Below are 24,202 nucleotides of genomic sequence, written 5' to 3'. Positions count from 1 at the left end.
ATGATAAAAAACAGCGAGTTTGTAGCACGCCGTGCGCGTCTTATTGCGGCACTTGATAATAATGCTGTCGCAATTATTCCTGCGGCTGTTGAATTAACCCGTAGCCGCGATACCGAGTTTCCGTTTCGTCAAGATAGTGACTTTTTTTATCTCACCGGCTTTAAAGAGCCTGATGCGGTTTTAGTATTAACAAAAGACCGTGAGGGTAATGGTCAGTCTACGTTGTTCTGTCGTAATAAAGATAAGGTTGCTGAGATTTGGCATGGTCGCCGTATGGGCTATGAGCAAGCTAAGTCGCAACTTGAACTCGACCAGACCTTTGCGCTGAGTGACTTAGACGACGAGCTATTAAATCTCGTGAATGGTCGCAAGGTATTATTCTACGGCCAAGGCACGTACAGCGCCTTTGATGATAAGGTTTGGCAGTTACTGAGTACATTACGTGGCGCACCGAAAAAGGGCTATCGTGCCCCTGAGATCATCAAAGATATTCGTTCACTCGTCCATGAAATGCGCTTATTTAAGTCGGATGCTGAAATCGCCATCATGCGCGAAGCGGGCAGAATTAGTGCTGAGGCGCACAAACGGGCCATGCAGTTTGCAAAGCCGGGCGCGACTGAATATCAGCTTGAAGCCGAAATTCATCATCATTATGCAATGAACGGTGCGCGTCACCCAGCCTACGGCACCATTGTTGGTAGCGGTATCAATGCAACGATTTTACACTACACCGACAACTGTGACGCGCTACAAGACGGCGACTTGGTACTGATTGATTCGGGTTGTGAACTGGAAGGCTATGCGGCTGATATAACTCGTACTTTCCCAGTAAATGGCCAGTTTACTGATGCGCAGCGCAAGATTTATGAGTTGGTATTGGCGGCGCAAAATGCGGCCTTTGGTGAAGTAAAACCGGGTGGTACATTAGTCAAAGCCAATCAAGTGGCGATGACTGTATTGACTCAAGGGCTAGTGGATTTAGGCATTCTTGCGGGCGACGTTAACGAACTCGCAGAAGCGCAGGCATGTAAAGCATTTTATATGCATGGTTTAGGTCATTGGCTGGGTCTTGATGTTCACGATGTCGGTGAATACAAGTTAGATGAAGCAGATCGCCCATTTGAACCAGGTATGGTACTTACCATTGAGCCGGGCCTGTATTTTGACGAAGATGCGCAAGTTCCTGATGAGTATAAAGGAATTGGCATTCGTATCGAAGATGATTTGTTGGTTACAGACTCCGGTTATGAAAACTTAACCGAACTGGTTCCAAAAACCATCTCAGAAATAGAAGCATTAATGAATAACTAGTGGACACTTTGCGTGCAACAGTTTGATGTCGTCGTGGTTGGTGGGGGTATGGCGGGAGCCAGCGCCGCCATCGCCATAAAAAAAGTCTCTCCGCAGGCAAAGATTGCGGTTATTGAAGCCTTTGCGCCAAAAGGCAAGCAGCATCCAAGTTTTGACGACCGTAGTATTGCGCTTGCTGCGCAGTCGGTCGCATTTTTGGGCGCGCTAAATCTATTTAATCCCGAGTGGCAATACGTTGAGCCAATCACACAAGTGAATGTTTCTGACAGAGGTCACTTTGGTAAAGCGTGGATAAACCCTCAAGACTATAACCAGAAAGCGTTAGGCTATGTGGTTGAAGTCAATCCCTATGGCAGCTTTTTACACGAGCAGTTGAACAGCCTTGATATTGCACTGTTTTGCCCAAACCAAGTGGCGCATATACATCAACAACCAGAACAGGTTGAACTGACCCTTGATAATGGTGAGCAATTACAAAGTCGATTACTGGTTGTTGCGGATGGCGCACAATCTCCTACGCGGGCTAAGCTCAATATTGGCTTTGATAGCATAGGCTACGAGCAAGGTGCATTGATTGCCAATGTGCAAATCGACACGGCACATCGTGGTCAGGCATTTGAACGCTTTACTGAGCATGGACCAATGGCGCTGCTGCCAATGAGTGATAATCGTTATTCGCTGGTGTGGTGTATGCCAAATGAGCACCTTAGCGAGTTTGAAGCGATGGCAGCACATGAGTTTTTAGCTGCATTGCAGCAAGCCTTTGGATATCGCGCTGGGCGCTTTGTGCAAGTGGGTATGAGAGCAAGTTATCCGCTGGTGCTTGGGCGAGTAGAGCAACTCACTCATCATCGGGTGGTGGTGATTGGCAATGCGGCGCATGCTATTCATCCCATTGCAGGGCAAGGCTTTAATTTAGGTCTACGAGATATTCAAGTACTTGCCTCACAATGTCAGACATATAGGCTTGAAGAGTGGGGAAGTTTTCAATTTACGCGTGCTTATCAACTGGCGCGAGCGCAAGATATTAATACGGTGATGACATTAACCGATGCGCTCGTTCGACTATTTTCAAACTCATCAAGAACCTTAGCTTTAGGCCGTAGTTTAGGTCTACTCACCATGGCGCTGTCCAAAACAGCAAGAGCGCCGCTGGCCAAGCAATTGATGGGATATAAAGGATAAAGGAGTTGGCATGCAACAAGTTCAAGTTTGTATTGTTGGTGGTGGATGTGTTGGTTTAACGCTGGCGCTAGGGCTTGCGCAGCAAAATATCTCGGTATTAGTGCTAGACAGTGGTGAAAAACCAACGCCATTGGCACAAGAATACAGCGCACGCGTAAGCGCAATAAGCGCAGCAAGTCAGGCTTTATTTGAGCGCTTGGGCGTTTGGCCTGATATTAAAGCGCAGCGCGCCGCTGCATATACTCGCATGGATGTCCGTGATAAAGACAGCTTTGGTAAAATCGCCTTTGACAACGAATCGCTAGACTTACCTGAGCTTGGTCACATCATTGAAAACGATGCCATTCGCTATGCGTTGTTAACAGCACTCGAAGCACAGCAATCGGCCAAACTGATGTGGAACACAAAGTACCAAAGCTTGCATCAAACAGACACCGATGTGTTGCTAACGTTGGCTACTGGTGAGCCGGTGATGGCAAAGCTGGTGGTAGCAGCTGACGGTGCACGTTCGGCGATTCGTCAGCAGTTTAATATGCCAATCACTTATTGGGATTATGACCACCATGCGCTGGTTGCAACGATAAAAACTGCAGCACCTCATGATGCAACGGCAAGGCAAGTGTTCCTCCCTGATGGACCGCTGGCCTTTTTGCCGCTTGATGACCCATATACTCATTCAATTGTATGGTCTACCGCACCGGATAAAGCAAAGCAACTACAAGCCATGCCGGCCGAGGCGTTTAATAAAGTACTAAGTGCAGCAATTGATATGCAGTGTGGCGTGTGTGAATTGATTAGCGAAAGACATGTTTTTCCTTTAACCATGCGTTATGCAAAACAATGGGTGCAAGGGCGGATCGTTTTAATGGGCGATGCGGCACATACCATTCACCCACTTGCAGGTCTTGGCATGAATTTAGGGCTAAAAGATGCTGCCTATTTGATCACCTTGTTATCAGCACCGCAAGAGCAATTTGCCAGCACTCGGATACTGCGCCAATATGAGCGCAGCAGAAAAGCAGATGCTCAAAAGCATATTGCCATGATGCAAGGGCTTAAAGAGCTGTTTGAAGGCAATCATCCGCTTAAAAAGCTAGTACGTGGTGTGGGCCTGAGCTTGGTCGACAACCTCGGCCTAATCAAGCACCTGTTCGCCAAAGAAGCGATAGGCGGTAAATAAAAAAAATCGCCGCGTAAAGCGGCTCCTACAGAGATTTTATGCTGCTGGTAGGAGCGGGTTTACCCCGCGATCTTTTCCTAAAACAGGCATCACCAACTTTATAACTCCCCAATCCCATTGCTTAAATAAATACAATTCCAATAAGGATAATCACCAATCTGTTTTACCAACCCTGCCCGAAGCGGACTTGCAACTATGTATCTTGCTTGGTTTCTTAACATGGTATTATGCAAAATACAGGTGTCATAAAAATCTCTTTGCCATAGCTGCCGAATGTTCATTGTTCTTAGCTTAGTTGCCGTTCTTCCCTTTAAAGACTTAATGGCATCAGACAAGGAACACACATCCTTTAGTTGAAACAGGAGATGTAAATGATCTGGCATCAGTGTGTAGGCAATTAATTTGATAAAGTTATCCTGCTCAAGGTGGTAAATTTCGCGAATAACAACTTGATTGACTGCGAGGTTATTAAAAACAGCTGTTTTGTTTTTACAGCAAATAGTGATTGCATAATATTGACCAGCCGATGAAACTCGGCCCTTCCTTAAACGGCAGCTATGTGGCATGACTCTCTCCTTGAGTTCATTAATAAGTGCTCATGTAAGTATAGGACAAGATCGCTGCGTAAAGCGCCTCCCACAGAGGTTTTATGTTGCTGGTAGGAGCGATTTTACACCGCGATCTTTTCCTAAATCAGTATCGTCGCGTAAAGCGGCCCCCACGGAGGTTTTATGTTGCTGGTAGGAGCGGGTTCACCCCGCGATCATTTCAACAATTTCGCCGCGTAAAGCGGCTCCCACGGAGGTTTTATGTTGCTGGTAGGAGCGGGTTCACCCCGCGATCATTTCAACAATCTCGCCGCGTAAAGCGGCTCCCACATAGGTTTTGCGCTGTTGGTGGGAGAGGGTTCACCCCTCGATCATTTCAACAATCTCACCGTGTAAAGCGGCTCCCACAGAGGTTTTATGTTACTGGTAGGAGCGGGTTTACCCCGCGATCTTTTAACCTAATCTCAATGCAATAAACTCAGCGAGTTTATCAACCGCGTGGGCGGATTCTTGGGTGTTTTTGACAAGGCTGATACCGATTTGACCGAGTTCGGGTAATATTTGAGTTTGGGTCTGATAAGGCAGCTCTGCTGGCACAGTGCTTTTGGCCAGCACAGTGATCCCGAGTCCCTCTTTTAAAGCGGCGGTAAGGCCGGTTAAGTCGGCGTTGCTATATACAATCCGGTATTGTAATCCAGCTTGTTGCAGCGCTTCGATAGCACGGCGGCGATAAATACAGCCCTCCGGCGCGGTGACTAAAGTGACAACAGAATGCTGCGCAAGCGATAAATCGCCAACCCAAACTAGTTGGTCTTGCATAAACACTGGGTATTTGGACGAGCTCAGCTCCTCATTAAGCGCTAGCACCAAATCAAACTGGTCTTGCCTTACCACGGAAAGTAAGTGTTTACTCAGTCTTGATTTAACTTCTAATGCAACATCAGGATATAAAGAAACGAAATCGCCAATAATTGAGGGTAAGATCCGTGCTGCAAATTCGCTGGGAATGCCTAAACGCACTCGGCCCGTCACGCTCTCAGAGGTAAATTGCTGTATAATTGCATCGTTCTGCTGCAGCATTTGTTTGGCTAGGGGCAAAAGTAGCTCACCATATTGATTCAACACCTGCCTTTGGCCTTGCTTTTTAAACAGCTTGCAACCGAGCATGTCTTCTAAACGTTTGATTTGCAAGCTAACAGCTGGCTGAGATAAGCCAAGCAACTCCCCGGCCTTGGCAAAGCCACCGACATCAACCACAGTGACCAGCGTTCTTAATCCATCAATTGATAAGTTTTTCATATAAGGAAATGCAATTTATAAAACCCAAGTACATTAATATTATTTATCAATTGATAAGTAAATACAATTTGTTGTTGAGTTTGTGCATCCTTATACTTTTGCTCATCGAAATTTCACTAAGGTAGTGCCATGAGCGTCACGCCAATTATCTTTGCAAAGCACCGTCAGGGCAGTGTTCCGGCGCAAAACCATTACATGCCAACTGATGCTGTTGTTGTACTCGATTTCAGCGGCTTTGAGACCACGCCTTTCTTAAGCCAAATTCTTGCACTTAACTTGAATAAGTTAATGGCACCTGGCTTAGGTTTTCAAGGCAAACTAGACAGTGGCGAAAATTTCGCCGTGTACTATTTTAGTGAAACGGCTTACCGTTTTGTTGTAAGTGAAAGCGCAGCCGCTGAGCTGGCAACACTGATTGATAGCCATGCCGACGAGTTCGATATTGAACTGGTTCGCCGTCATGATTTAGTTGCCGCCACCATAAGCGGTGAGCTTGCGTTTGAGCGTTTAGTCAGTGACTTTACGTTAACGCCTGGCCTTAGGATCTCAGATAAAAATGCCTGCTATGGCAAGCAAAGCGGTGAAGTATTTATTACGACCTTGCTGGTGGACGAACAGCAACAGTATCAGTTGATTGCGCAAGCTGCTGTGTTAGATAAGTGGCAAACGACGCTCACTGACGCTGGTTTTAAACTCGTTTCATAAATTCCGTGCAGTTATCGCAAGCGCGATAACAATAACCCCCTCAGCGCCAACCGATGGCGGCTGAGTAAAAAAGTGAAGGATAAGTATGACTTCTAAAACAGTACTACACGCGAAGCACCTAGAAGCTGGCGCGAAAATGGTAGACTTCCACGGTTGGGAAATGCCAATCAATTATGGCTCACAAATTGAAGAACACCATGCGGTGCGTCAAGATGCGGGCATGTTTGACGTTTCACACATGACGATTGTTGATATCGAAGGTGTAGACGCAAAGGCATTTTTACAAAAGCTAGTTGCAAACGATGTAGCTAAGCTTACTGTGGCTGGTAAGGCGCTATACACAGGCATGCTAAACGAGCAGGGCGGTGTAATTGACGACCTTATCATTTACTTCTTCACTGAAACGCAATATCGCCTAGTCGTTAACTCTGCAACACGCGAAAAAGACCTTGCGCATATCGGTGCAGTAGCTGCAGATTTTGATGTGGCAGTAACAGAGCGTCCTGAGTACGCGATGATTGCGGTACAAGGTCCAAATGCAAAAGCAAAAACAGCAACTATCCTAGACGAACAACAACAAGCGGCTGTTGAAGGCATGAAGCCATTCTTTGGTGTGCAAGCTGGCGACCTATTTATCGCAACGACTGGCTACACTGGTGAAGAGGGTTATGAGATCGTAGTACACAACGACGGTGCGGCGGACTTATGGCAAAAATTATTAGACGCAGGTGTGCGTCCTGCTGGCCTAGGTGCACGTGATACGCTACGTTTAGAAGCGGGCATGAACCTTTACGGCTCAGACATGGACGAGACGGTGTCTCCACTTGCAGCGAACATGGCATGGACAATTGCATGGGAGCCAGAGGAGCGTGACTTTATCGGTCGTGCAGCTATCACTAAACAACGTGCTGAGCAAAGCACGGATAAGCTGGTAGGTTTAGTCCTAGAAAGCAAAGGCGTATTACGTGGTGGTTCTAAAGTTATCGTAGAAGGTGGCGAAGGTGTTATTACTTCTGGTACATTCTCACCAACTTTAGGCTTCAGTGTAGCGCTTGCGCGTGTACCTCGTTCAATTGGCGAGACTGCACAAGTTGAAATGCGTAAGAAGCTAGTTGATGTTAAAGTAGTTAAGCCAAGCTTCGTTCGTAACGGCAAGTCAATTATCTAGTTTTTATAGATAATAAATAGAATAACATTGATGTCGCTCGCGTGGTGACATCGCAACCGACCAAAGGAACAAAAAAATGAGCAACATTCCTAGCGAGTTAAAGTACGCTACTTCACACGAGTGGGTTCGCGCTGAAGGCAATGGCGAGTACACAGTAGGTATCACTGAGCACGCACAAGAACTTCTAGGCGACATGGTATTTGTTGAATTACCAGAAGTAGACGATGAAGTTGACGCGGGTGAAGACTGCGCGGTTGCTGAGTCTGTAAAAGCAGCATCAGACATCTACGCACCAATCGGCGGTACTATCATTGCGGTAAACGAAGACCTAGAAGATGCGCCTGAAACTGTAAACAACGATGCTTACGGTGACGGTTGGTTGTTCCGTATTAAAGCGTCTGATGAGTCTGAGCTAGATAACCTACTAGACGCTGAAGGCTACGCAAATTCAATCGACGAAGACTAATTTGTTGATAGTAATAAAAGCCCCTTTTTAGGGGCTTTTATTGTTGCTTTTTGGGCAAGGGTGCTTGCTCAGGGTATGACGAGCTCATGCCAACGTTTTTAGAATACTGCCGTTACCAAGGTATCTCATTTAGATAAAAACAGTATTCACCTTTTTCATTTGGATCATAGGAACCTGGACTAATGTCAAACGCCAAATCTCTTGAACAGTTAGAGCAAAAGCAAGATTTTATCCGCCGCCATATCGGGCCAAGCCCAGCACAGGTGAGCGAGATGCTAAGCGCTCTTGGAGTATCTAGTGTTGAAGAGCTGATCGGTCAAACTGTACCTGCTTCAATTCGTTTAGAAGAGGGCTTACAGATCGGTGAAAGCCGCACAGAAGTGGAAACCCTAAGCTACCTTAAATCAGTAGCAAGCAAAAACAAGGTTTTCAAATCTTACATCGGTCAAGGCTACCACCCAACTCACGTACCTAATGTTATTTTACGTAACGTACTTGAGAATCCGGGTTGGTACACGGCTTACACCCCTTATCAGCCAGAGATTGCGCAAGGTCGCTTGGAATCACTACTTAACTTCCAAACGCTGACTATGGACATTACCGGCCTAGACTTAGCCAGTGCATCACTACTTGACGAATCAACCGCAGCGGCAGAAGCAATGGCGCTTGCAAAACGTGTATCTAAAGCGAAAAAAGCAAACATCTTCTTTATTGCAGACGACGTACACGTACAAACTATCGACGTAGTATCTACGCGTGCTGAACAGTTTGGCTTTGAAGTAGTAGTAGGTCCTGCTAGCGACGCTGCTAACCACGAGATTTTTGGTGCGCTATTCCAGTATCCAACAACATCAGGTGAAGTGGTTGACGTTACTGACCTAATCGCACAAGTACAAGACAAAAAAGCGATTGCCTGTGTTGCTGCAGATATCATGAGCTTAATGCTGCTTAAAGCACCAGGCAAACTAGGCGCAGACGTAGTGCTTGGTTCTGCACAGCGTTTTGGTGTACCAATGGGTTACGGCGGTCCACACGCGGCATTCTTTGCCACGCGTGATGCTTACAAGCGTTCACTACCAGGCCGTATTATTGGTGTGTCTAAAGACCGTTTAGGTAACGACGCGCTACGTATGGCGATGCAAACTCGTGAACAGCACATCCGCCGTGAAAAAGCCAACTCAAACATTTGTACTGCACAGGTGCTACTTGCGAACATGGCTGCGTTTTACGCGGTTTACCATGGTCCTCAAGGTCTTAAGATCATCGCAGAGCGCATTAACCGTCTTGCAAGCATTCTCGCAACGGGTCTTAAAGCAAAAGGCGTGGCACTTAAGCACGATACGTGGTTTGACACCATTACCGTTAAAGCGGACGACGCTGACAAGCAAGCGGTTGTGGCGCGTGCAATAGCAAAAGGCGTGAACTTTGCCCTTAACCACAACGGCGAATACTCAATTGCAGTAAACGAAACCACAACGCGTGCAGACGTAGCTGAGCTATTCGACATCATTTTAGGCGACGACCACGGCCTAAATGTAGATGCGCTAGACGCACAAGTGTCAGGCGAGAACATCACAGGTATTCCTGCAAGCCTAGTGCGCGACGACGAAATTTTAACGCACGCAAACTTCAACAGCTATCACAGCGAAACCGAGATGCTGCGTTATATCAAGCGTCTTGAAAACAAAGATTTAGCACTAAACCACTCAATGATCTCATTGGGCTCGTGTACCATGAAGCTAAACGCAACCGCTGAAATGATCCCAGTGACTTGGCCTGAGTTTGCAGAGCTACACCCGTTCTGCCCAATCGACCAAGCAGAGGGTTACAAGATCATGATGACTGAGCTGCACGACTGGCTTGTGAACATCACAGGTTACGACGCAGTATCACTACAGCCAAACTCAGGTGCACAAGGTGAATACGCAGGTCTTATCGCGATCCGTAAGTACCATGAGTCTCGCGGTGAAGGTCACCGTAACATCTGTTTGATCCCAAGTTCAGCGCACGGTACAAACCCAGCGTCTGCACAAATGGCAAGCATGAAAGTGGTTGTGGTTGACTGTGATAAAAACGGTAACATCGATATGGAAGACCTACGCGCGAAAGCCGCAGACGTAGCTGAAAACCTATCGTGCATCATGGTCACTTACCCGTCGACACACGGTGTATACGAAGAGTCTATCCGTGAAGTATGTGACATCGTGCACCAGCACGGCGGCCAAGTATACATGGACGGCGCAAACATGAACGCGCAGGTTGGGGTAACTAGCCCAGGTTCAATCGGCTCTGACGTATCACACTTAAACCTACACAAAACATTCTGTATTCCACACGGTGGCGGTGGCCCAGGTGTTGGTCCTATCGGTGTTAAATCGCACCTAGCGCCATTTATGCCTAACCACAGCGTGATCAACGTAGAAGGCACAAACGTAGGTAACGGCGCGGTTTCTGCGGCACCTTACGGCTCTGCTGCTATCCTGCCTATCTCGTGGGCATACATCGCGATGATGGGCAGCGAAGGTCTAAAACAAGCAACAGAAATGGCAATCGTAAACGCTAACTACCTAACGGCTAAGTTGAGCGAGCACTTCCCAATTCTATACCGTGGCCGTAACGACCGTGTTGCCCACGAATGTATTGTTGACCTTCGCCCACTGAAAGAAGCGACAGGCATTACCGAAATGGACGTTGCTAAGCGTCTACAAGACTACGGCTTCCACTCACCAACAATGTCGTTCCCAGTAGCGGGCACACTTATGGTTGAGCCAACGGAATCTGAGTCTAAGGTAGAAATCGACCGCTTTATCGAAGCTATGGTTTCTATCAAAGGTGAAATCGACAAGATTGCATCAGGCGAGTGGTCTATCGAAGATAACCCATTAGTATTTGCACCACACACGCAAGCTGACGTACTAAGCAACGACTGGAACCGTGCATATGATCGCCTCGCAGCTGCATTCCCAGTACCAAGCGTAGCAAAAGACAAGTTCTGGCCAACGGTAACCCGTATCGACGACGTATACGGCGACCGTAACCTAATTTGTTCTTGCCCAGCGGTTGATACCTATCGCGACGCGTAAGGGTTTGTAGGTCGCGCTTTAGCGCGACTTAGCAAATTTTGAAAAGCCGCCCTTTGTAAAAAGGGCGGCTTTACGCCGCGATCTCTTATAACGACGCATAACTGCGATTTCACACTAAATCTCTACGTAGGTCGCCATTTATGGCGACTAATAATGTATCTCTTTGGTTTTGCCTCGCTGGTGAAGTGATATCAGGCAAAGTTGAAGACTGGATTCAAAAAATAATTCGCGACATAAAGTCGCTGCTACGAATTGTTCGTAGCTGTAGATGGTAATCATCTAAAGATCGCGGCGTGAAGCCGCTCCCACCCGATCAAATTCAGCTCGGCGTTGAATAGATTAGTCCGTTGCTTGTCATCGCCGAAGCGACATGAGGTAAAGTTTAGAACTGGATTCAAAAACAAGTCACGACATAAAGTCGCTGCAACGAATTGTTCGTAGCCTTAAATAGCAACCACGGTAAATAATTGAATTTTTGTATAACAAACTCAAGCGGGCTGAATGTTTTGACTCGCTGTTGAAAGCAAGTAGCGATAAAAGGTACTCTCAAGGCTAGTTCTCAGCACTTAGCGCTCAGATTAGTTGCTGCGACATAAAAGCTTAGGTTAGATTGTCGGCTTTTCTCACATTGCGCGTGGTGTTTGCGAGTATCGCGATTTATAAGGTGTAAAAATGATTCCAATAAATAATTCAATTGTTTCCGGAGTAGCATTGTCGGAAATAAATGGCGAAACAAAAATGCTATTGATGAAGCGAACGAAAGGTAGCTTCTGGTGTCATGTCGCAGGCTCAATGGAAGAAGGTGAATTACCTTGGCAAACCATTGTTCGAGAGTTTTATGAAGAAACTCAGATAGAAGTAACGGACCTGTACAATGGCCAATTTTTAGAGCAGTTTTATGCATCCTATTCCAACGTTATTGAGGTTATTCCTGTATTTGTAGTCAAGTGTCCAGCCAATCAAGAAGTGATTCTAAACGATGAACATACTGACTTTGAATGGTGCAATTTAGAAGAAGCTTTGAAGCTCGCACCTTTTCCAGCGCAACATGCAGTGTTTAAACATGTATGGGAGTATTTTGTAGATAAGCCTATCAACGAGCTTTTTCGTATAAAGCTTGGCTAACGAGCAGTTCGGCAAAGTTGAAGATTGGATTTAAAAGAGTCATAGCTGCACGTTGTTTGTAGCCACAGACCGAAACCATAAAAGATCGCGGCGTGAAGCCGCTCCTACCCGATCTACTTCTTGTCAGTGTAGAATAGCCCGCTGCTTCTGGTCGGCAAGGCGATATAAAAGCAAAGTTGAAGACTGGATAAAAAAAAGCTGTGATATAGAGCCGCGGCTACAAATTGTTTGTAGCCACCGACGGAAACCATAAAAGATCGCGGCGTGTACTTATCGCCTTAATGGACGGTAATAGGGAGATCGTTTACCACTAATGATTGGCCATTTTGCTGAGCACGAAGAAAGCTTGCTACCAAAATATCGTTGGGTAGGGTGCTGATGTCGTTAACGGTTTCGACCATGCAAAACGTAATGGACTCCCAACCTAAATCTTTAATAAAGGTCTTAAGCTTGCTGATGTTATCTTCATAGTTTTCATCTGTAGTCAGCAGGCCGATGGAGTGTTTATTGCCGAGTTTGTATTTTCCTTGCTGAGTGATGGCGCATTTAGCGTAACCGCTCAACACATAAACTGTATTTGTGCTTTTGTTCATATTGGTAATGTTTTTTGGCTGAATTATGATTTTGATTTCATATGCATTTTTTAAACCAAGCTAATAAATATCGCTCCGCTGTTTTCTTATGTATTGAAAGTATTGAGAAAAATTATTAGTGATTTGTCTTGGGTGTTGCTCCCACAAAAGGCGTCAATTTTTTGTGAGATTGAATGATAGGGGTTGCGCTTATGTTTACCGTTGTGTCGAAATCAAAGGGAGTGGGTGTATTATTTGTCGCATCAATGGCGACCTACGCGAGAGGCGTAAGGTTGTGCTGTGAAATGTTGGCTTTGCTTTCTTTGTTTTGACAAGTTGTCTTTAAATTATCTCGTTAACCTTGTTGCTGGTACGATGAGTTGTTACTCTCAAGTTCAATAAACAAAATTAAAGGCAATATCATGCAGGAGTTTTTAGAAAAGTTTGCAATCACCACCAAAGTGAATGTGGTATGGGGAGAAATGGATGCGTTGGGGCATGTGAATAACGTGTCGTATTTTCGCTACTTTGAAACTGCGCGAATCGATTTTTTGACTCAAACGGGCTTACTTTCGGTATTATCAGAGCCTACCCATAGTCCGGTTTTGCGTGATACGTACGCGCAATATAAACGACCCATCACTTTTCCAGATACCTTGCATATTGGTTCATATATCACTGATATCAAAGAAGATCGTTTTACCATGCGCTACGAGGCTTTTAGTGAATCGCAACAAGCAGTATGTACAACGGGGTATGCGAATGTGGTGATGTTTAATATGAAAACAGGGAAAAAATCGCCAATTCCAGAGAATATGCTGGCTATATTGAAGCAATACGAGATGGACGATAGTCAATAGAATCACTGAGCTTGGGTGTTTCGTTGCTGTTTTAAAGCTGTCGCGGCATAAAGCCGCTGCTAAGCTAATACGAGATTGCGCGATGATTTTGATACCAAAAGGTGAGTAAAGCGACAAATGCCAACATTAACCGCTAGGCAGAATATCAAAGCGATAGTGACTGCTATCCAAGCCGAAGAGCAGTCGCTTCGAACGCGTTATCCTATTTTAAACTGGCAAAACAGCATTGCGATGGTGATATTGCTGTTGTCGTTAAGTGCGTTAATTGGCGTTGCCTTGCTTTACTATTTTGCCGCTATTCCTGCATGGCTGTGCATTCTGTTGGCGGCTTTTATTACCTCTATTTCTCATGAACTTGAACACGATTTGATCCACAAGCAGTATTTTAGTGACCGTCCATTCGTATATCATTTTATGATGTTAGTAGTGTGGATGATGCGACCTAATACAGTGAATCCTTGGTATCGCAGGCAAATTCATTTACATCATCATAAAGTGTCTGGCACTGAACAAGACCTAGAAGAGCGCTTGGTGGGTAATGGTATCCAATCTCCTTGGTTGCGAGCTGTGGTGGTTACAGATGGATTGCTAGGTTTATTATTGAATGCCAAGCGGTTTAATCGAGAAATCAAGGGTTTTACGTTTTTGCAGGTCTTTAATGCTGGCTTTCCGCTTGCTACGGCTTATTTTGCGACTTTATATGGTGTGATTGCTTATTACGTGCTGCAATTTATACAACCATTTGAATTACCTAAATGGGGAGCAGAGTTACTAGCGGTTGCTGAGTTCTTTATGGTGGTATTGATTATACCTAATATGATCCGTTCAGCATCTTTAAACCTTGTCACATCTTCAATGCATTATTATGGTGGGGTGAATAATGTGTTAGAGCAGACCCATGTGATCACCAGTTGCTGGTTTTTACCATTTCAGTTATTTTGTTTTGATTTTGGCCGCACGCACACGATCCACCACTTTGTGCCTAATCAGCCATTTTATATTCGACAATTAATAAGTAAAAAAATACGTCCGGTTATGGCCCAGCATGGCGTGCATTTTGATGACTTACAAAGCTTAAAAAATGCAAATCACTACTCGGTCAAAGTACAGGTTAGTCAAAAATAAAAAGCTGTTTACTGCAAAAGCTTATTCAACCGTTAGGCGGTTATTGATATCGCGACTGGTGAGTATCTGCGAGGCATCAAACCCGGTTGAACGTTTTGCCATGCGATCATATAACAACACATTGACTGTCGCGGCTAAGTTCATGCAGCCTATGGTTGGTACATACACCACGGCATCGGCGGCATCGACGATTTCTTGTGGCAGACTGCCATCTTCAGGACCAAAAATGTATAACGCATTGTCGGGGTGAGTAAACTGTGGCAGTGGGGTTGCGCCCTCTACCAGCTCAACACAGACAAGCGCACGGCCTGCTACTTTTAAACTGATGAAATCATCAACTTGTTTGATGGGAATATTGTCGGCAACGTTTTTTGTATCCGTATGATACTTTGCAGCCCTTGCGTAACGATTGCCGCTAAAGTAGATGGCTTGTGCATCATAACAACCTGCGGCCCGTAATACGCCACCCACGTTGGTTGGTGATTTAGGGTTTACTAATCCGATTGCTATAAATGACTCGCTCATACTTTTTAATTCTCACTATACTGGCAGTAGTGCCAGCAAAAATTCGACGAGCGATTATATCATGTGCTTGATTTTGTGCCAGTTGGTATTGTAGGAGTAGGGCTGGTGTTGTCGGGCTAAAGCTCGACCTACGTTTTTGCTGGGGTCGAGCAATCTGCGTTTTCGGGATAGAGCAGATGTTGTCGAGCTAAAGCTCGACCTTCAGAAGTGGGTTTAGTAGTCTTCTAACTCATCGTCAGATAAATCGTTTGATTTTCTATAGCCTGGCTTTGCTAAAATCTCAACATAAAAGGAAGTGAGGTTTTCAGTTTGCGTTTTATCAATCAATTTGTTTAGTTGTGATAGGTGCACCGGCTCGGCTTCTGCTTCTGTATTACCAAACTTACAATCAAAATCCCAATAATCAGCGCCTGCAGGCAGAGTTTTGTTGCGCTCGCGCTTTAGGTATTTTTTAAGCTCATGCTTAACCGCATCAACGCGTCTTTCAAGTTTGATTTTCGGGTGAATTAGTTCAAATGTCTTTTTCATAGTTGCCTTCAAGCAAAAAATACTCAATCGGCAAAACAGTATGCCTGAGTAGGTAATGTGTATTGATTTAAGCGTAAAGCTTACACTCGAATAAATACAGAAATGTAGTAGAGTATTTTACGTTATATTTTATGAGCTGGCGAGGGACTTTGTGAATGCCGAAGAGAATAAAAGCTGAGTTGGTTGCGTGAGTTCGCAGCCAACTCATATTACTAAAGTAGTTGTTGATTATGACGGGTTAATTCGTGCTAGGTTGCGTTACGGTCGTGGCCGCCAATCTACGCTCCAAGCGCTCTAGCTTTTCTGCCAGTGCAGTTTGCGTCATTTCTATTTGGGCAAGGCTTCCTCCGATCTCAATTTGTTTTGAGTCTCGGCTTTGCGTTTGAGACTTTAACTGATCAACGTCATCATTAATTGCGGCAATTTGGTTTTTGAGTACGTTAGCTGCTTGCTGTTGCTCTTCTAGTAGCGAGAGTTTTAAAGCAAGCTCCGTTTGGCTCTGAGATAGTGCTTCCACCCTAGTAGTTGTACTGGTTTGGCTTTTAGCATTATTACTTGCTTGTTCCTCAAGCTTTTTGATTTCTGATTGGTTTCGTCGCCACGCTGACGCCCACAGTTTATCCATCTGTGACCAAAGCTCGTCTGTGCGCTCGGTAAGTGTGTTCAACTTTGCTTGCATTGCACCTGCAGACAAATCCATCTCTTCATCTGTGGCAGTGAGGGTATGCTCAAGCTCGGCAATGCGTTTTGTTGATTCGAGTAATTGCGTTTGTGTTGCTGAAAGCTGCCCATATAGCCCAAATACTGATGCGGCCAGAGCAATAATGGCAGCAATGCTTATCCAGTTTATGACACCTGTTTTTTGGGTTTTTATTGCTTTTGATTCGGAGGAGGTGTTCGACGTAGATACCTTATTATTCGCTTGATTGAGAGAGTCTTTAAACGCTTCAACCTGATCTAAATCGGGCGTAATACTTGGTAGCTCAGGCTCAATTCTTTTATCCAAGGTATATTCCTCTTTTTCGGGTTTATCTGGAACTCTGGCAGCTTATACCAATTGAGTAAATTCTCCAACTATTAGAAGTATACATAGCGATATTATCAAATGGCTTAATGGTGTGTTGATCATTGTAGGTGGGATTGGATATATGCCTGAATGATGCTGTAGCAAAACGGCTGCTCTGATGTAATAGGCGCGCAGAAAACGTAAATCAACTGCGTTTTCTGCGCTATTCTAGACGCTAGCGGTTTTTGCTTTTTAAAAGCTCATTGAGCTTCTCTTCAACCCGCAAAATATCTTCTTTGGTCGCTAAAACTTGATCAGGTTTGCCTTGCTCTTCTTCATGCATTACTTGCATCGCATCGACGATAATACCGATAAAAAGATTAAGTACCGCAAAGCTGGTGATAATGATAAAGGGTACAAAGAACAACCAAGACTGCGGAAATAGTTCCATAGTCGGACGGACAATTCCCATTGACCAGCTCTCTAGCGTCATTACCTGAAACAGTGTGTAAGCTGAGGCGCCAATGGAGCCAAACCACTCTTGCATGTTGGGATCTGGGTGTTGGCCAAATAATTTTGTTGTGAGTACTGCAGACACATAAAACACAATGCCAAGTACGCCAATTACTGAAGCCATACCCGGTAGTGAGTGTCCAAGGGCACCAATAACCCGACGCATCTGAGGAACAACAGAAAATAGTCTTAAGACCCTTAAAATTCTAAACGCCCGTAGCACCGACAAGGCTCCAGTTGAAGGTGCCCATGAGATAGCGACAATAACGAAGTCAAAGATGTTCCAACCGGACTTGAAAAATTTCAGACGATAAACAATCAGCTTCAACAAGAGTTCAAGGGTAAAAATCATCAATATGACAAAGTCAATCTTGTGCAGTAGAGCTGCATTGTTTTTGCCAAACTGAGTCGTTTCTAGGCCCAGTGTCACAGCATTAAACAAAATTACTGCAATCAGAAAGTTCTGAAACAGTTTAGCCTCTACGAGTGCAGTTAGTTTTGACATTACGTTGTTTGGTGGTGTCATGTATCTAAAACGAATAGCTAAAATAAGTACGCCATAATGTAGGGCAAATCATGGTTTTTCAAGATTAAAATAACCAAAACACGATACAATTGTTCTAAAAACCGCAGCAGTAGATTAAGTTAGCTGCTTTGGTGAGTTATTGAAATCTTTGCTTTATAAACTAATCCTCAGGCCCGAGTAGGGTATAGGTAAGATGTTTACGCATATCTTTTAAAATCACTCCTTTTTTCAGCATGGCGGCGCTTAAACGCTTTTGCCATTTTAGAAGATCCGGCTTTGCGACTTCCAATGCCTGTTCATTCTCAAATTGGAAAAAGAGTATTAATGAGCCGGGGAACAAGTGATATTCCACATCAAACCAACATTGCACCATGCCGGGAATTTCTGCACGAGCTTGTTCTTCGAGTTTGTCTGCAATGGTGAGTACCAAAGCTTGCTGTTTTTCTTGTACTTTTGAGAGCTTTTTCATAATGCTATGGATGTAAGAGGCCAAAAGCCTAATTATACCCAAGCTTTTGGGCTATCAACAACTTTGTTGGTGGTTGCACGCTCAAAGTGAATTGCTTTTTCAATTCACTTTGAGCCGCTTTTTTCGAATTCCTGTGCTGACAGCGCAAGTTTTGGTAGCGGTAGTTGGATTACTTCTGTGCTGTAGATCTTTTAAATTGGGTTTTGTAGAGATGAAATTAAATACATCGCTCCGTTTGGCTCTATATGGCCGTCGCAGTTGCCGCTTTCTATTTGAGCGGTGCTCAATGCGGCTTGACCATCGGTTGGTAAATAAAGCGCTTTTGATACACGTCTGCAGCTTTTTGATTGGATAGTTTGCTGTTCGACGATAAGAATATGTCCACCGCCTATCACGTAAGCGTTGGGAATATTGGTTTGGGCTAGATAGGCGACTTTACAGGCTTTATCGTTATTGAAACCGTTTGCTATTATCTCCTTAGAGGCAGGGGTTGAAACGGTAATGACACATTTTTCACCAATGGATACAGCGTATTGTCCCAGTTGCCACTTTGCTGCTACTTCGCCTTGTGCAGCCGCTAAATTACTTATGCTGATCGTTGCTATAAGTGCTAAATATTTTATTATCATGGCTGTGTAAATCTTATGCAAGGAGCATAATCTGTTATGACCAAGGAAAAATCGTTATCACTTTCTACAAAGCTGAAGTTTTTGTTTGCTGCAATTGGCAAGCATTTGGGCCTTATCTCCATTGGCATTCCGTTTTGTATTGTTGGTGGATTCGCCATTTACATTGGGGTAACTGAGCAATACGGTGAAGGTATTGGGGCTGTTATTTTTGGTGCTATATTTATCTTGATACCTCTTGGAATGTACGCTTTTTCCCTGCCATCAAGTATTCGCTACTACTACGAAAAAGAATTGACGAAAGAGTTTGGTAAACACCTTTTCGGCACCATCACTAACAAAAGAATTGAATCTAACACTTATGTTCACCGAGACGAGTATGACCGGGAAGTGGAGCATCAGGAGACTTTCTATTTCGTTGAGTACAGCTATCAATTTCAGGGCAGCCGTGAAGATGAGTTTATTCTGGATAACAAAGATTTTTATGACAAGTTGCAGGTTGGAGATGATTTACCTATCCAAGTATTGACGGTAAAACCAAGCGTAGCAGAGCCCAGGCTCACGAAATTGGGAAAGCGCTACGGACTTAAACCCGCTGAAAGTTACTAGGCTAAACATGCAATGGGTTGAGGCTTACGCTTCAACCAATTGACGCTGAAAATACCCTTTTAAAAAATCGAGCAGTAAGCGAACTTTTTTAGAATTGGCATTGCCTTCAGGGAAAACGCCATAAACATGTATGTCTGGCAGTGTGTAATCTTCTAATACAGGAACCAAAGTTCCGGCTTGTATTTTTGGTAACGCGTCGTAAGTTGGAATTCGTCCAAGACCATGACCACCCTCCACAAAAGCGGTGCGTGCCGCTGCATTGTTGGTGCTTATATCGCCTTTCATCGTGATGCTATAGGCCCTAGCCCCTTTACTCAATGTGAGCGCCCCCGATGTCAGCTTGTAAATCACCCATTGATGCTGGTAGAGATCGGTGGGGTGTTTGGGGACGCCATACTTTTGCAAATAATCTGGCGATGCGCACAGACAGGTTTCTAGCACCGAAAGTTTACTGGCTTGCAAACCTGAATCGGGAAGTGGGGCGCCTCGAATGGCCAGATCAATGCCTTCTTTGATGATATTGACGACTTCATCTGTGAGCATGATATCGAGCTGGATCTTAGGATACATAGCTCTAAATTCATTGAGTGCAGGCACTATGGTTTGCAAGCCAACATTAACAGGGCAGGTAAGCTTTATTAGACCGATAGGCTCTTTCTTTAAATTCTCAATTTGCTGGTTTGCGGCAAAGGCTTGCTCTGCAATCACACGGCAGCGCTGGTAGTATTCGCGACCAGCCTCTGTAAGTGAAATGGTGCGAGTCGAGCGATTGAGCAATTTTATGCCTAACTGTGATTCCAGTTTTTTAACATGGTAGCTCACCACTGCGCGAGACAAATTTAAATGCCTAGCGGCACCACTTAAAGTGCCTTGCTCGATAACTTGGGCAAAGACAACCATGCTTTTGAGTTGCTCAAACGAAATATCCACGCACTACTCCATCGACTTTGATAAATTCATTGTATCAATTGTTTGAACAAAGAGTTAGCTTTTGTCTGCATTGTTTAACTAGTCTTAAGCTCATACTTTTATATTTATCCGCAGGCTAAATAGTCTGAAGTTTGAACAAAGAATGAGAGGTAATTTTGATGACAGCAAAGAAAATTTTAATGGTGCTAACGTCACATGCAGAACTAGGCAACACAGGTGAGAAGACAGGGTTTTGGATTGAAGAGTTTGCTGCACCTTACTATGCCTTTGTGGATGCAGGGGTAGAAGTAACGCTTGCTTCACCAAAAGGTGGTCAGCCGCCAATTGACCCAAAAAGCGAACAGCCTGATTTCCAAACCGACAGTACTAAACGGTATTTTGATGATCAAAAAACGCAGGAACTGGTGGCAAATACGCTGCCGCTAGCAGAGGTGAACGCGGCAGATTTTGACGCCGTATTTTACCCAGGCGGTCACGGACCTCTATGGGATTTAGCAACAGATACCAATTCAATCCAATTGATCAGTTCCTTTTTAGCTGCAGATAAACCAGTTGGTGCGGTATGCCATGCAACCGCTGTGCTGATGGATGTAAAAGCTACATCGGGTGAGTATCTGGTAAAAGGTAAAGTGGTGTCTGGTTTTACGAATAGTGAAGAAGAGGCCGTCGGGCTAACTGATGTCGTGCCATTTTTATTAGAAGATGAGCTGGTTAAACGAGGTGCAGATTTCCAAAAAGTGGATGACTGGAATGTGTTTGCCATTAGAGATGGCTTACTGTTTACAGGACAAAATCCAGCAAGCTCTGAACTTGTCGCTGAGAAAATGCTGACGTACCTAAACCAGCTGTAACCTGCTTATCAAAAGGAATAAATCATGAGTAACGCAATAAACCAAGCTCAAAACGCACAAACGAATCGTCGCATTACCTTGGCGTCGCGCCCACATGGTGCACCAACGCAAGAAAATTTCAATTATGAAGAAGCACAGATCCCAACGCTAAAAGAGGGAGAGGTGCTTCTTCGTACCGTCTTTTTGTCGTTAGATCCTTACATGCGTGGCCGTATGAGCGACGCAAAATCCTATGCAGATCCGGTTGCTATCGGCGAAGTGATGGTGGGTGGTACGGTATGCCGAGTCGAAGAATCGAATAACCCTAAATTTACCCAAGGTGACTGGGTACTCGCGATGAGTGGCTGGCAGGACTATAGCGTTTCGGATGGCACGGGCTTACTTAAGTTAGATAACAATTTACCCAACCCATCATATAGCTTGGGCGTTTTAGGGATGCCAGGCCTTACTGCCTACATGGGATTGATGGATATCGGCCAGCCAAAAGCTGGAGAAACTGTAGTGGTTGCTGCAGCAACAGGTGCTGTAGGGAGCCTTGTTGGACAAATAGCAAAACTGCAAGGCTGTAGAGTAATAGGTATTGCTGGTGGCGCTGAAAAGTGCAGTTACGCTACTGAGGCACTTGGTTTTGATGTCTGCCTTGATCATCGTAAGGATGATCTCGCAGAGCAGTTAGCTCAGGCTTGCCCATCTGGTATCGACGTCTATTTTGAAAATGTGGGTGGTAAGGTGTTCGATGCGGTTATGCCACTGCTTAACTCAAGTGCTCGGATCCCACTTTGTGGGTTGATCTCTCAGTATAATGCCACTGAATTGCCACCAGGACCTGATCGTATGTCTATGTTGATGGCGACACTGCTTACTAAGCGAGTGAAAATGCAAGGCTTTATTGTATTCGATGATTATGGGCATAGATACAACGAGTTTAGCGAAGCGATGCAACCATGGTTAAACGCGGGCAAGATTAAATACAAAGAGCATCTAGTTGAGGGTATGGATAATGCTGTTGAGGCGTTCATTGGCTTACTAGAGGGTAAAAACTTTGGCAAGCTTGTTGTGCGTTTAGGTCCAGACGAGCTGGTATAACTAAATTTTAGGAAGGATAAATCGATGTTAACTGTTCACCACTTAAACGAGTCACGCTCGACAAGAGTGCTTTGGCTTTTACATGAACTCAACATGCCTTATGAGCTTGTGGAGCACGAGCGAAACTCTGAAACGCGCCTTGCGCCTGAAAGTCTTAAAAAGGTGCATCCACTTGGAAAAGCCCCCGTGTTGGTCGATGACAGCCTAGTCTTATGTGAGTCTGGAGCCATCATGGAATATCTGCTAGATAAGGCGGAAAAAAGTAGTTTGCGACCAGATGTGGGGACACCTGAGTACTATCAATATCAAGAATGGTTGCACTTTGCTGAGGGGTCATTGGCGCTGCCGGTGATCGCGTCTTTGATGATGAAGATGGAGCAGCGTACAGGCGATAAACCAATGGATGGCTATATTGCTAAAGAAGTAAATGTCGACTTTTCTTACATAGATGCCACACTTGCTAAGCAAAGCTATTTTGCTGGCAACGACTTTACCGCCGCAGATATTATGATGACGGTGATGCTAGAAATTGCAGATAAAGTCGGTTTGCTCACAACGCGTGGCAATATCAAAGCTTATCTTGAAAAAGTGCAAGCTCGCGGTGCATATCAAGCTGCACGAAGCTATGGTTAGCGTTTTTAAAAGCCAGAGCTTTGCTCTGGCTTTTGCATACGATTCCTTCTACTACAGATCACTCCGTCAATATGCCTGCTTTTTCATTTTTTGGCTTGGCTTTTCTGCCGTTTAATAAAATACCAATCACCGTATTTCTAACCAAATAATGGTAGCTAATAATGCCTACCGTCACCGTCAGAGATAAAGCAATAATAAACTTGATGAAGGCAGATACCTCCATGTTCGTAAGAGGAAATTGAATATACATAAGTACAGGAATATGGATGAGATAAATCCAATAGGAGGCATCTGAGATATAGCGACTTTGTTTGTTAAATCGACTCAACCATTTGAACCCCGCTAAGTAAGCGACAGCTGTCCAGCTGAGGATGGCGATGGTTTGAACTACAACGCTGATCAAATTGATTTTTTCAGGCGCTGCGTCGCCTGTTTTAACCGCGATTATAACTTTTTCAAGCGACGGTGGTGGCGGCAAAAAGTAAAAGTATGCAACCAATGAAGTGCAGGCAATAATTAATAACCAGTTGAATTGCTTTGAGTAGCGAGTTACCACTCCATGATGATGAAATAGTCCTGCACCCAACAAAAACAAAGAGCCATAAAACCCGTAAGCCCACCAATGAGGTTGCAGTTTATCAGGAGCTGGAAATGGCACCATCAAATTGACCATAGATACGATGACAATAAGCGGTAACACGGCACATAAAAAGATTGGTTTAACAACGGTATCAAGGATGTGTTGATAAAACTGTGGAAACTTGTGTAGCAGCCAAAATAACACACAGAACTGGCTTAAATACCATAAAAACCATAGATGCATACTTGTCACCTGAGGCTCTTTTATCTGCTGCATAACATCAAATAACGGTGGTGGGGCGCTGGCAACGCTGCTGCCCCAATGCATCGCATGTAATAACACCAACAAGGTGAGCGGTAGAAAAATAATAAAGGGAATGAGTAGCCGTTTTAACCTGTTTTGAATATAAGCGTTACCACCTCGTTTTTGAATAAGCAGGGCGGCACAAAAGCCGGCGATGATAAAAAATAGTGGCATCCTGAATAGGTGCGTCCACATGGCGAGGTAGTTAAAAAAGACATTTTTGTTTGGATCGACACTGATCCAAAGGTTATGAAAATAAGGGCCGTGCGCCAAGGCCGCATGAAAAACAACGCCAAGCAATAGTGCTAAGCCTCGCATATTATCAATATAATGAAAGCGCGCGTTACTGTGCATTTCGCTGTCCCTGTACTAGATACTTGTCAGTTGGTT

25 protein-coding genes are annotated in these 24,202 nt (G+C 44.7%); 14 read left to right on the top strand and 11 right to left on the bottom strand.

Going from position 1 to position 24,202, the window contains the following annotated elements; genetic code table 11:
- The 3 genes from pepP to DRB05_RS05005 are packed head-to-tail and all read left to right on the top strand — an operon-like array spanning position 1 to position 3,676.
- On the top strand, positions 1-1,311 hold the full coding sequence (pepP, locus tag DRB05_RS05015; protein WP_128725950.1) for a Xaa-Pro aminopeptidase: 1,311 nt from the start codon (positions 1-3) through the stop codon (positions 1,309-1,311).
- Between the two features lie 12 nt (positions 1,312-1,323).
- Positions 1,324-2,496 (top strand): 2-octaprenyl-6-methoxyphenyl hydroxylase, encoded by a 1,173-nt coding sequence (ubiH, locus tag DRB05_RS05010; protein ID WP_128725949.1) that lies wholly within the window; start codon positions 1,324-1,326, stop codon positions 2,494-2,496.
- Positions 2,497-2,506: 10 nt separating this feature from the next.
- Positions 2,507-3,676, top strand: coding sequence for an FAD-dependent monooxygenase (locus DRB05_RS05005; protein ID WP_128725948.1), 1,170 nt, complete (start codon positions 2,507-2,509; stop codon positions 3,674-3,676).
- 98 nt (positions 3,677-3,774) lie between these two features.
- Here the strand turns inward: DRB05_RS05005 and DRB05_RS05000 are convergent, their stop codons facing one another.
- Positions 3,775-4,242 carry a transposase gene (locus DRB05_RS05000; RefSeq protein ID WP_128725947.1) on the bottom strand — a complete coding sequence of 156 codons (468 nt, stop codon included), beginning with the start codon at positions 4,240-4,242 and terminating at the stop codon, positions 3,775-3,777.
- Positions 4,243-4,677: 435 nt separating this feature from the next.
- Positions 4,678-5,523, bottom strand: coding sequence for a LysR family transcriptional regulator (locus DRB05_RS04995; RefSeq protein ID WP_010370532.1), 846 nt, complete (start codon positions 5,521-5,523; stop codon positions 4,678-4,680).
- A 129-nt stretch (positions 5,524-5,652) separates the two neighbouring features.
- Here DRB05_RS04995 and DRB05_RS04990 point away from each other — a divergent pair, with 129 nt between their 5' ends.
- The 5 genes from DRB05_RS04990 to DRB05_RS04970 all read left to right on the top strand — a co-directional run bounded on the left by DRB05_RS04990 (position 5,653) and on the right by DRB05_RS04970 (position 12,070).
- Entirely contained in the window at positions 5,653-6,228 is a 576-nt protein-coding gene (locus tag DRB05_RS04990; protein WP_010370535.1) for a hypothetical protein, read from the top strand.
- An 85-nt stretch (positions 6,229-6,313) separates the two neighbouring features.
- A complete protein-coding gene (gcvT, locus tag DRB05_RS04985) occupies positions 6,314-7,396 on the top strand; it encodes a glycine cleavage system aminomethyltransferase GcvT (RefSeq protein ID WP_045990156.1) in 1,083 nt (360 codons plus the stop codon).
- A gap of 76 nt (positions 7,397-7,472) precedes the next feature.
- On the top strand, positions 7,473-7,862 hold the full coding sequence (gene gcvH, locus DRB05_RS04980; protein ID WP_095727220.1) for a glycine cleavage system protein GcvH: 390 nt from the start codon (positions 7,473-7,475) through the stop codon (positions 7,860-7,862).
- 182 nt (positions 7,863-8,044) lie between these two features.
- The gene (gene gcvP / locus DRB05_RS04975) at positions 8,045-10,945 is read left to right on the top strand and encodes an aminomethyl-transferring glycine dehydrogenase (RefSeq protein WP_128725946.1); all 2,901 of its coding nucleotides are present in this window, start codon (positions 8,045-8,047) and stop codon (positions 10,943-10,945) included.
- A gap of 672 nt (positions 10,946-11,617) precedes the next feature.
- A complete protein-coding gene (locus DRB05_RS04970; protein ID WP_128725945.1) occupies positions 11,618-12,070 on the top strand; it encodes an NUDIX domain-containing protein in 453 nt (150 codons plus the stop codon).
- Positions 12,071-12,348: 278 nt separating this feature from the next.
- Here the strand turns inward: DRB05_RS04970 and DRB05_RS04965 are convergent, their stop codons facing one another.
- Positions 12,349-12,663: a hypothetical protein gene (locus tag DRB05_RS04965; protein ID WP_128725944.1), complete on the bottom strand. Its 315-nt coding sequence runs from the start codon at positions 12,661-12,663 to the stop codon at positions 12,349-12,351.
- A gap of 401 nt (positions 12,664-13,064) precedes the next feature.
- On the opposite strand from DRB05_RS04965, the gene DRB05_RS04960 reads away from it, so the two are divergent.
- Together DRB05_RS04960 and DRB05_RS04955 are read left to right on the top strand one after the other, a co-directional pair.
- Positions 13,065-13,502, top strand: coding sequence for a thioesterase family protein (locus DRB05_RS04960; protein WP_128725943.1), 438 nt, complete (start codon positions 13,065-13,067; stop codon positions 13,500-13,502).
- A 117-nt stretch (positions 13,503-13,619) separates the two neighbouring features.
- Positions 13,620-14,627, top strand: a complete 1,008-nt coding sequence (locus DRB05_RS04955; protein ID WP_128725942.1) for a fatty acid desaturase — start codon at positions 13,620-13,622, stop codon at positions 14,625-14,627.
- Positions 14,628-14,648: 21 nt separating this feature from the next.
- Here DRB05_RS04955 and DRB05_RS04950 read toward each other — a convergent pair whose 3' ends face one another.
- From DRB05_RS04950 to DRB05_RS04925, 6 genes are all read right to left on the bottom strand, one after another.
- Complete coding sequence (locus DRB05_RS04950; protein WP_128725941.1) at positions 14,649-15,152, bottom strand: RNA methyltransferase; 504 nt, start codon at positions 15,150-15,152, stop codon at positions 14,649-14,651.
- 213 nt (positions 15,153-15,365) lie between these two features.
- The gene (locus DRB05_RS04945) at positions 15,366-15,680 is read right to left on the bottom strand and encodes a DUF6172 family protein (RefSeq protein WP_010370561.1); all 315 of its coding nucleotides are present in this window, start codon (positions 15,678-15,680) and stop codon (positions 15,366-15,368) included.
- A gap of 238 nt (positions 15,681-15,918) precedes the next feature.
- Positions 15,919-16,686, bottom strand: a complete 768-nt coding sequence (locus DRB05_RS04940) for a hypothetical protein (protein ID WP_128725940.1) — start codon at positions 16,684-16,686, stop codon at positions 15,919-15,921.
- 235 nt (positions 16,687-16,921) lie between these two features.
- Complete coding sequence (locus DRB05_RS04935) at positions 16,922-17,704, bottom strand: ion transporter (protein ID WP_128725939.1); 783 nt, start codon at positions 17,702-17,704, stop codon at positions 16,922-16,924.
- A 181-nt stretch (positions 17,705-17,885) separates the two neighbouring features.
- The gene (locus DRB05_RS04930; protein WP_128725938.1) at positions 17,886-18,194 is read right to left on the bottom strand and encodes a hypothetical protein; all 309 of its coding nucleotides are present in this window, start codon (positions 18,192-18,194) and stop codon (positions 17,886-17,888) included.
- Between the two features lie 191 nt (positions 18,195-18,385).
- Positions 18,386-18,823 carry a hypothetical protein gene (locus DRB05_RS04925; RefSeq protein WP_240036205.1) on the bottom strand — a complete coding sequence of 146 codons (438 nt, stop codon included), beginning with the start codon at positions 18,821-18,823 and terminating at the stop codon, positions 18,386-18,388.
- A gap of 36 nt (positions 18,824-18,859) precedes the next feature.
- On the opposite strand from DRB05_RS04925, the gene DRB05_RS04920 reads away from it, so the two are divergent.
- Positions 18,860-19,429 carry a hypothetical protein gene (locus DRB05_RS04920; protein WP_128725937.1) on the top strand — a complete coding sequence of 190 codons (570 nt, stop codon included), beginning with the start codon at positions 18,860-18,862 and terminating at the stop codon, positions 19,427-19,429.
- A 24-nt stretch (positions 19,430-19,453) separates the two neighbouring features.
- Here the strand turns inward: DRB05_RS04920 and DRB05_RS04915 are convergent, their stop codons facing one another.
- Positions 19,454-20,359 carry a LysR family transcriptional regulator gene (locus tag DRB05_RS04915; RefSeq protein WP_128725936.1) on the bottom strand — a complete coding sequence of 302 codons (906 nt, stop codon included), beginning with the start codon at positions 20,357-20,359 and terminating at the stop codon, positions 19,454-19,456.
- Positions 20,360-20,517: 158 nt separating this feature from the next.
- Here DRB05_RS04915 and DRB05_RS04910 point away from each other — a divergent pair, with 158 nt between their 5' ends.
- From DRB05_RS04910 to DRB05_RS04900, 3 genes are read left to right on the top strand one after another with little or no spacing between them, the layout of a single operon-like run.
- A complete protein-coding gene (locus DRB05_RS04910) occupies positions 20,518-21,210 on the top strand; it encodes a type 1 glutamine amidotransferase domain-containing protein (protein WP_128725935.1) in 693 nt (230 codons plus the stop codon).
- Positions 21,211-21,234: 24 nt separating this feature from the next.
- Complete coding sequence (locus tag DRB05_RS04905) at positions 21,235-22,296, top strand: NADP-dependent oxidoreductase (protein WP_128725934.1); 1,062 nt, start codon at positions 21,235-21,237, stop codon at positions 22,294-22,296.
- A 24-nt stretch (positions 22,297-22,320) separates the two neighbouring features.
- Positions 22,321-22,929 (top strand): glutathione S-transferase family protein, encoded by a 609-nt coding sequence (locus tag DRB05_RS04900; protein WP_128725933.1) that lies wholly within the window; start codon positions 22,321-22,323, stop codon positions 22,927-22,929.
- Positions 22,930-22,987: 58 nt separating this feature from the next.
- On the opposite strand, the gene DRB05_RS04895 is transcribed toward DRB05_RS04900, so the two are convergent.
- Complete coding sequence (locus tag DRB05_RS04895; protein WP_128725932.1) at positions 22,988-24,166, bottom strand: acyltransferase family protein; 1,179 nt, start codon at positions 24,164-24,166, stop codon at positions 22,988-22,990.
- Between the last annotated feature and the right edge of the window lie 36 nt (positions 24,167-24,202).

Origin of the sequence: Pseudoalteromonas sp. A757 (genome assembly GCF_004103285.1) — a bacterium.
GTDB classification, from domain to species: Bacteria; Pseudomonadota; Gammaproteobacteria; order Enterobacterales; family Alteromonadaceae; genus Pseudoalteromonas; species Pseudoalteromonas galatheae.
This window is presented reverse-complemented; position numbering and strand designations above follow the sequence as displayed.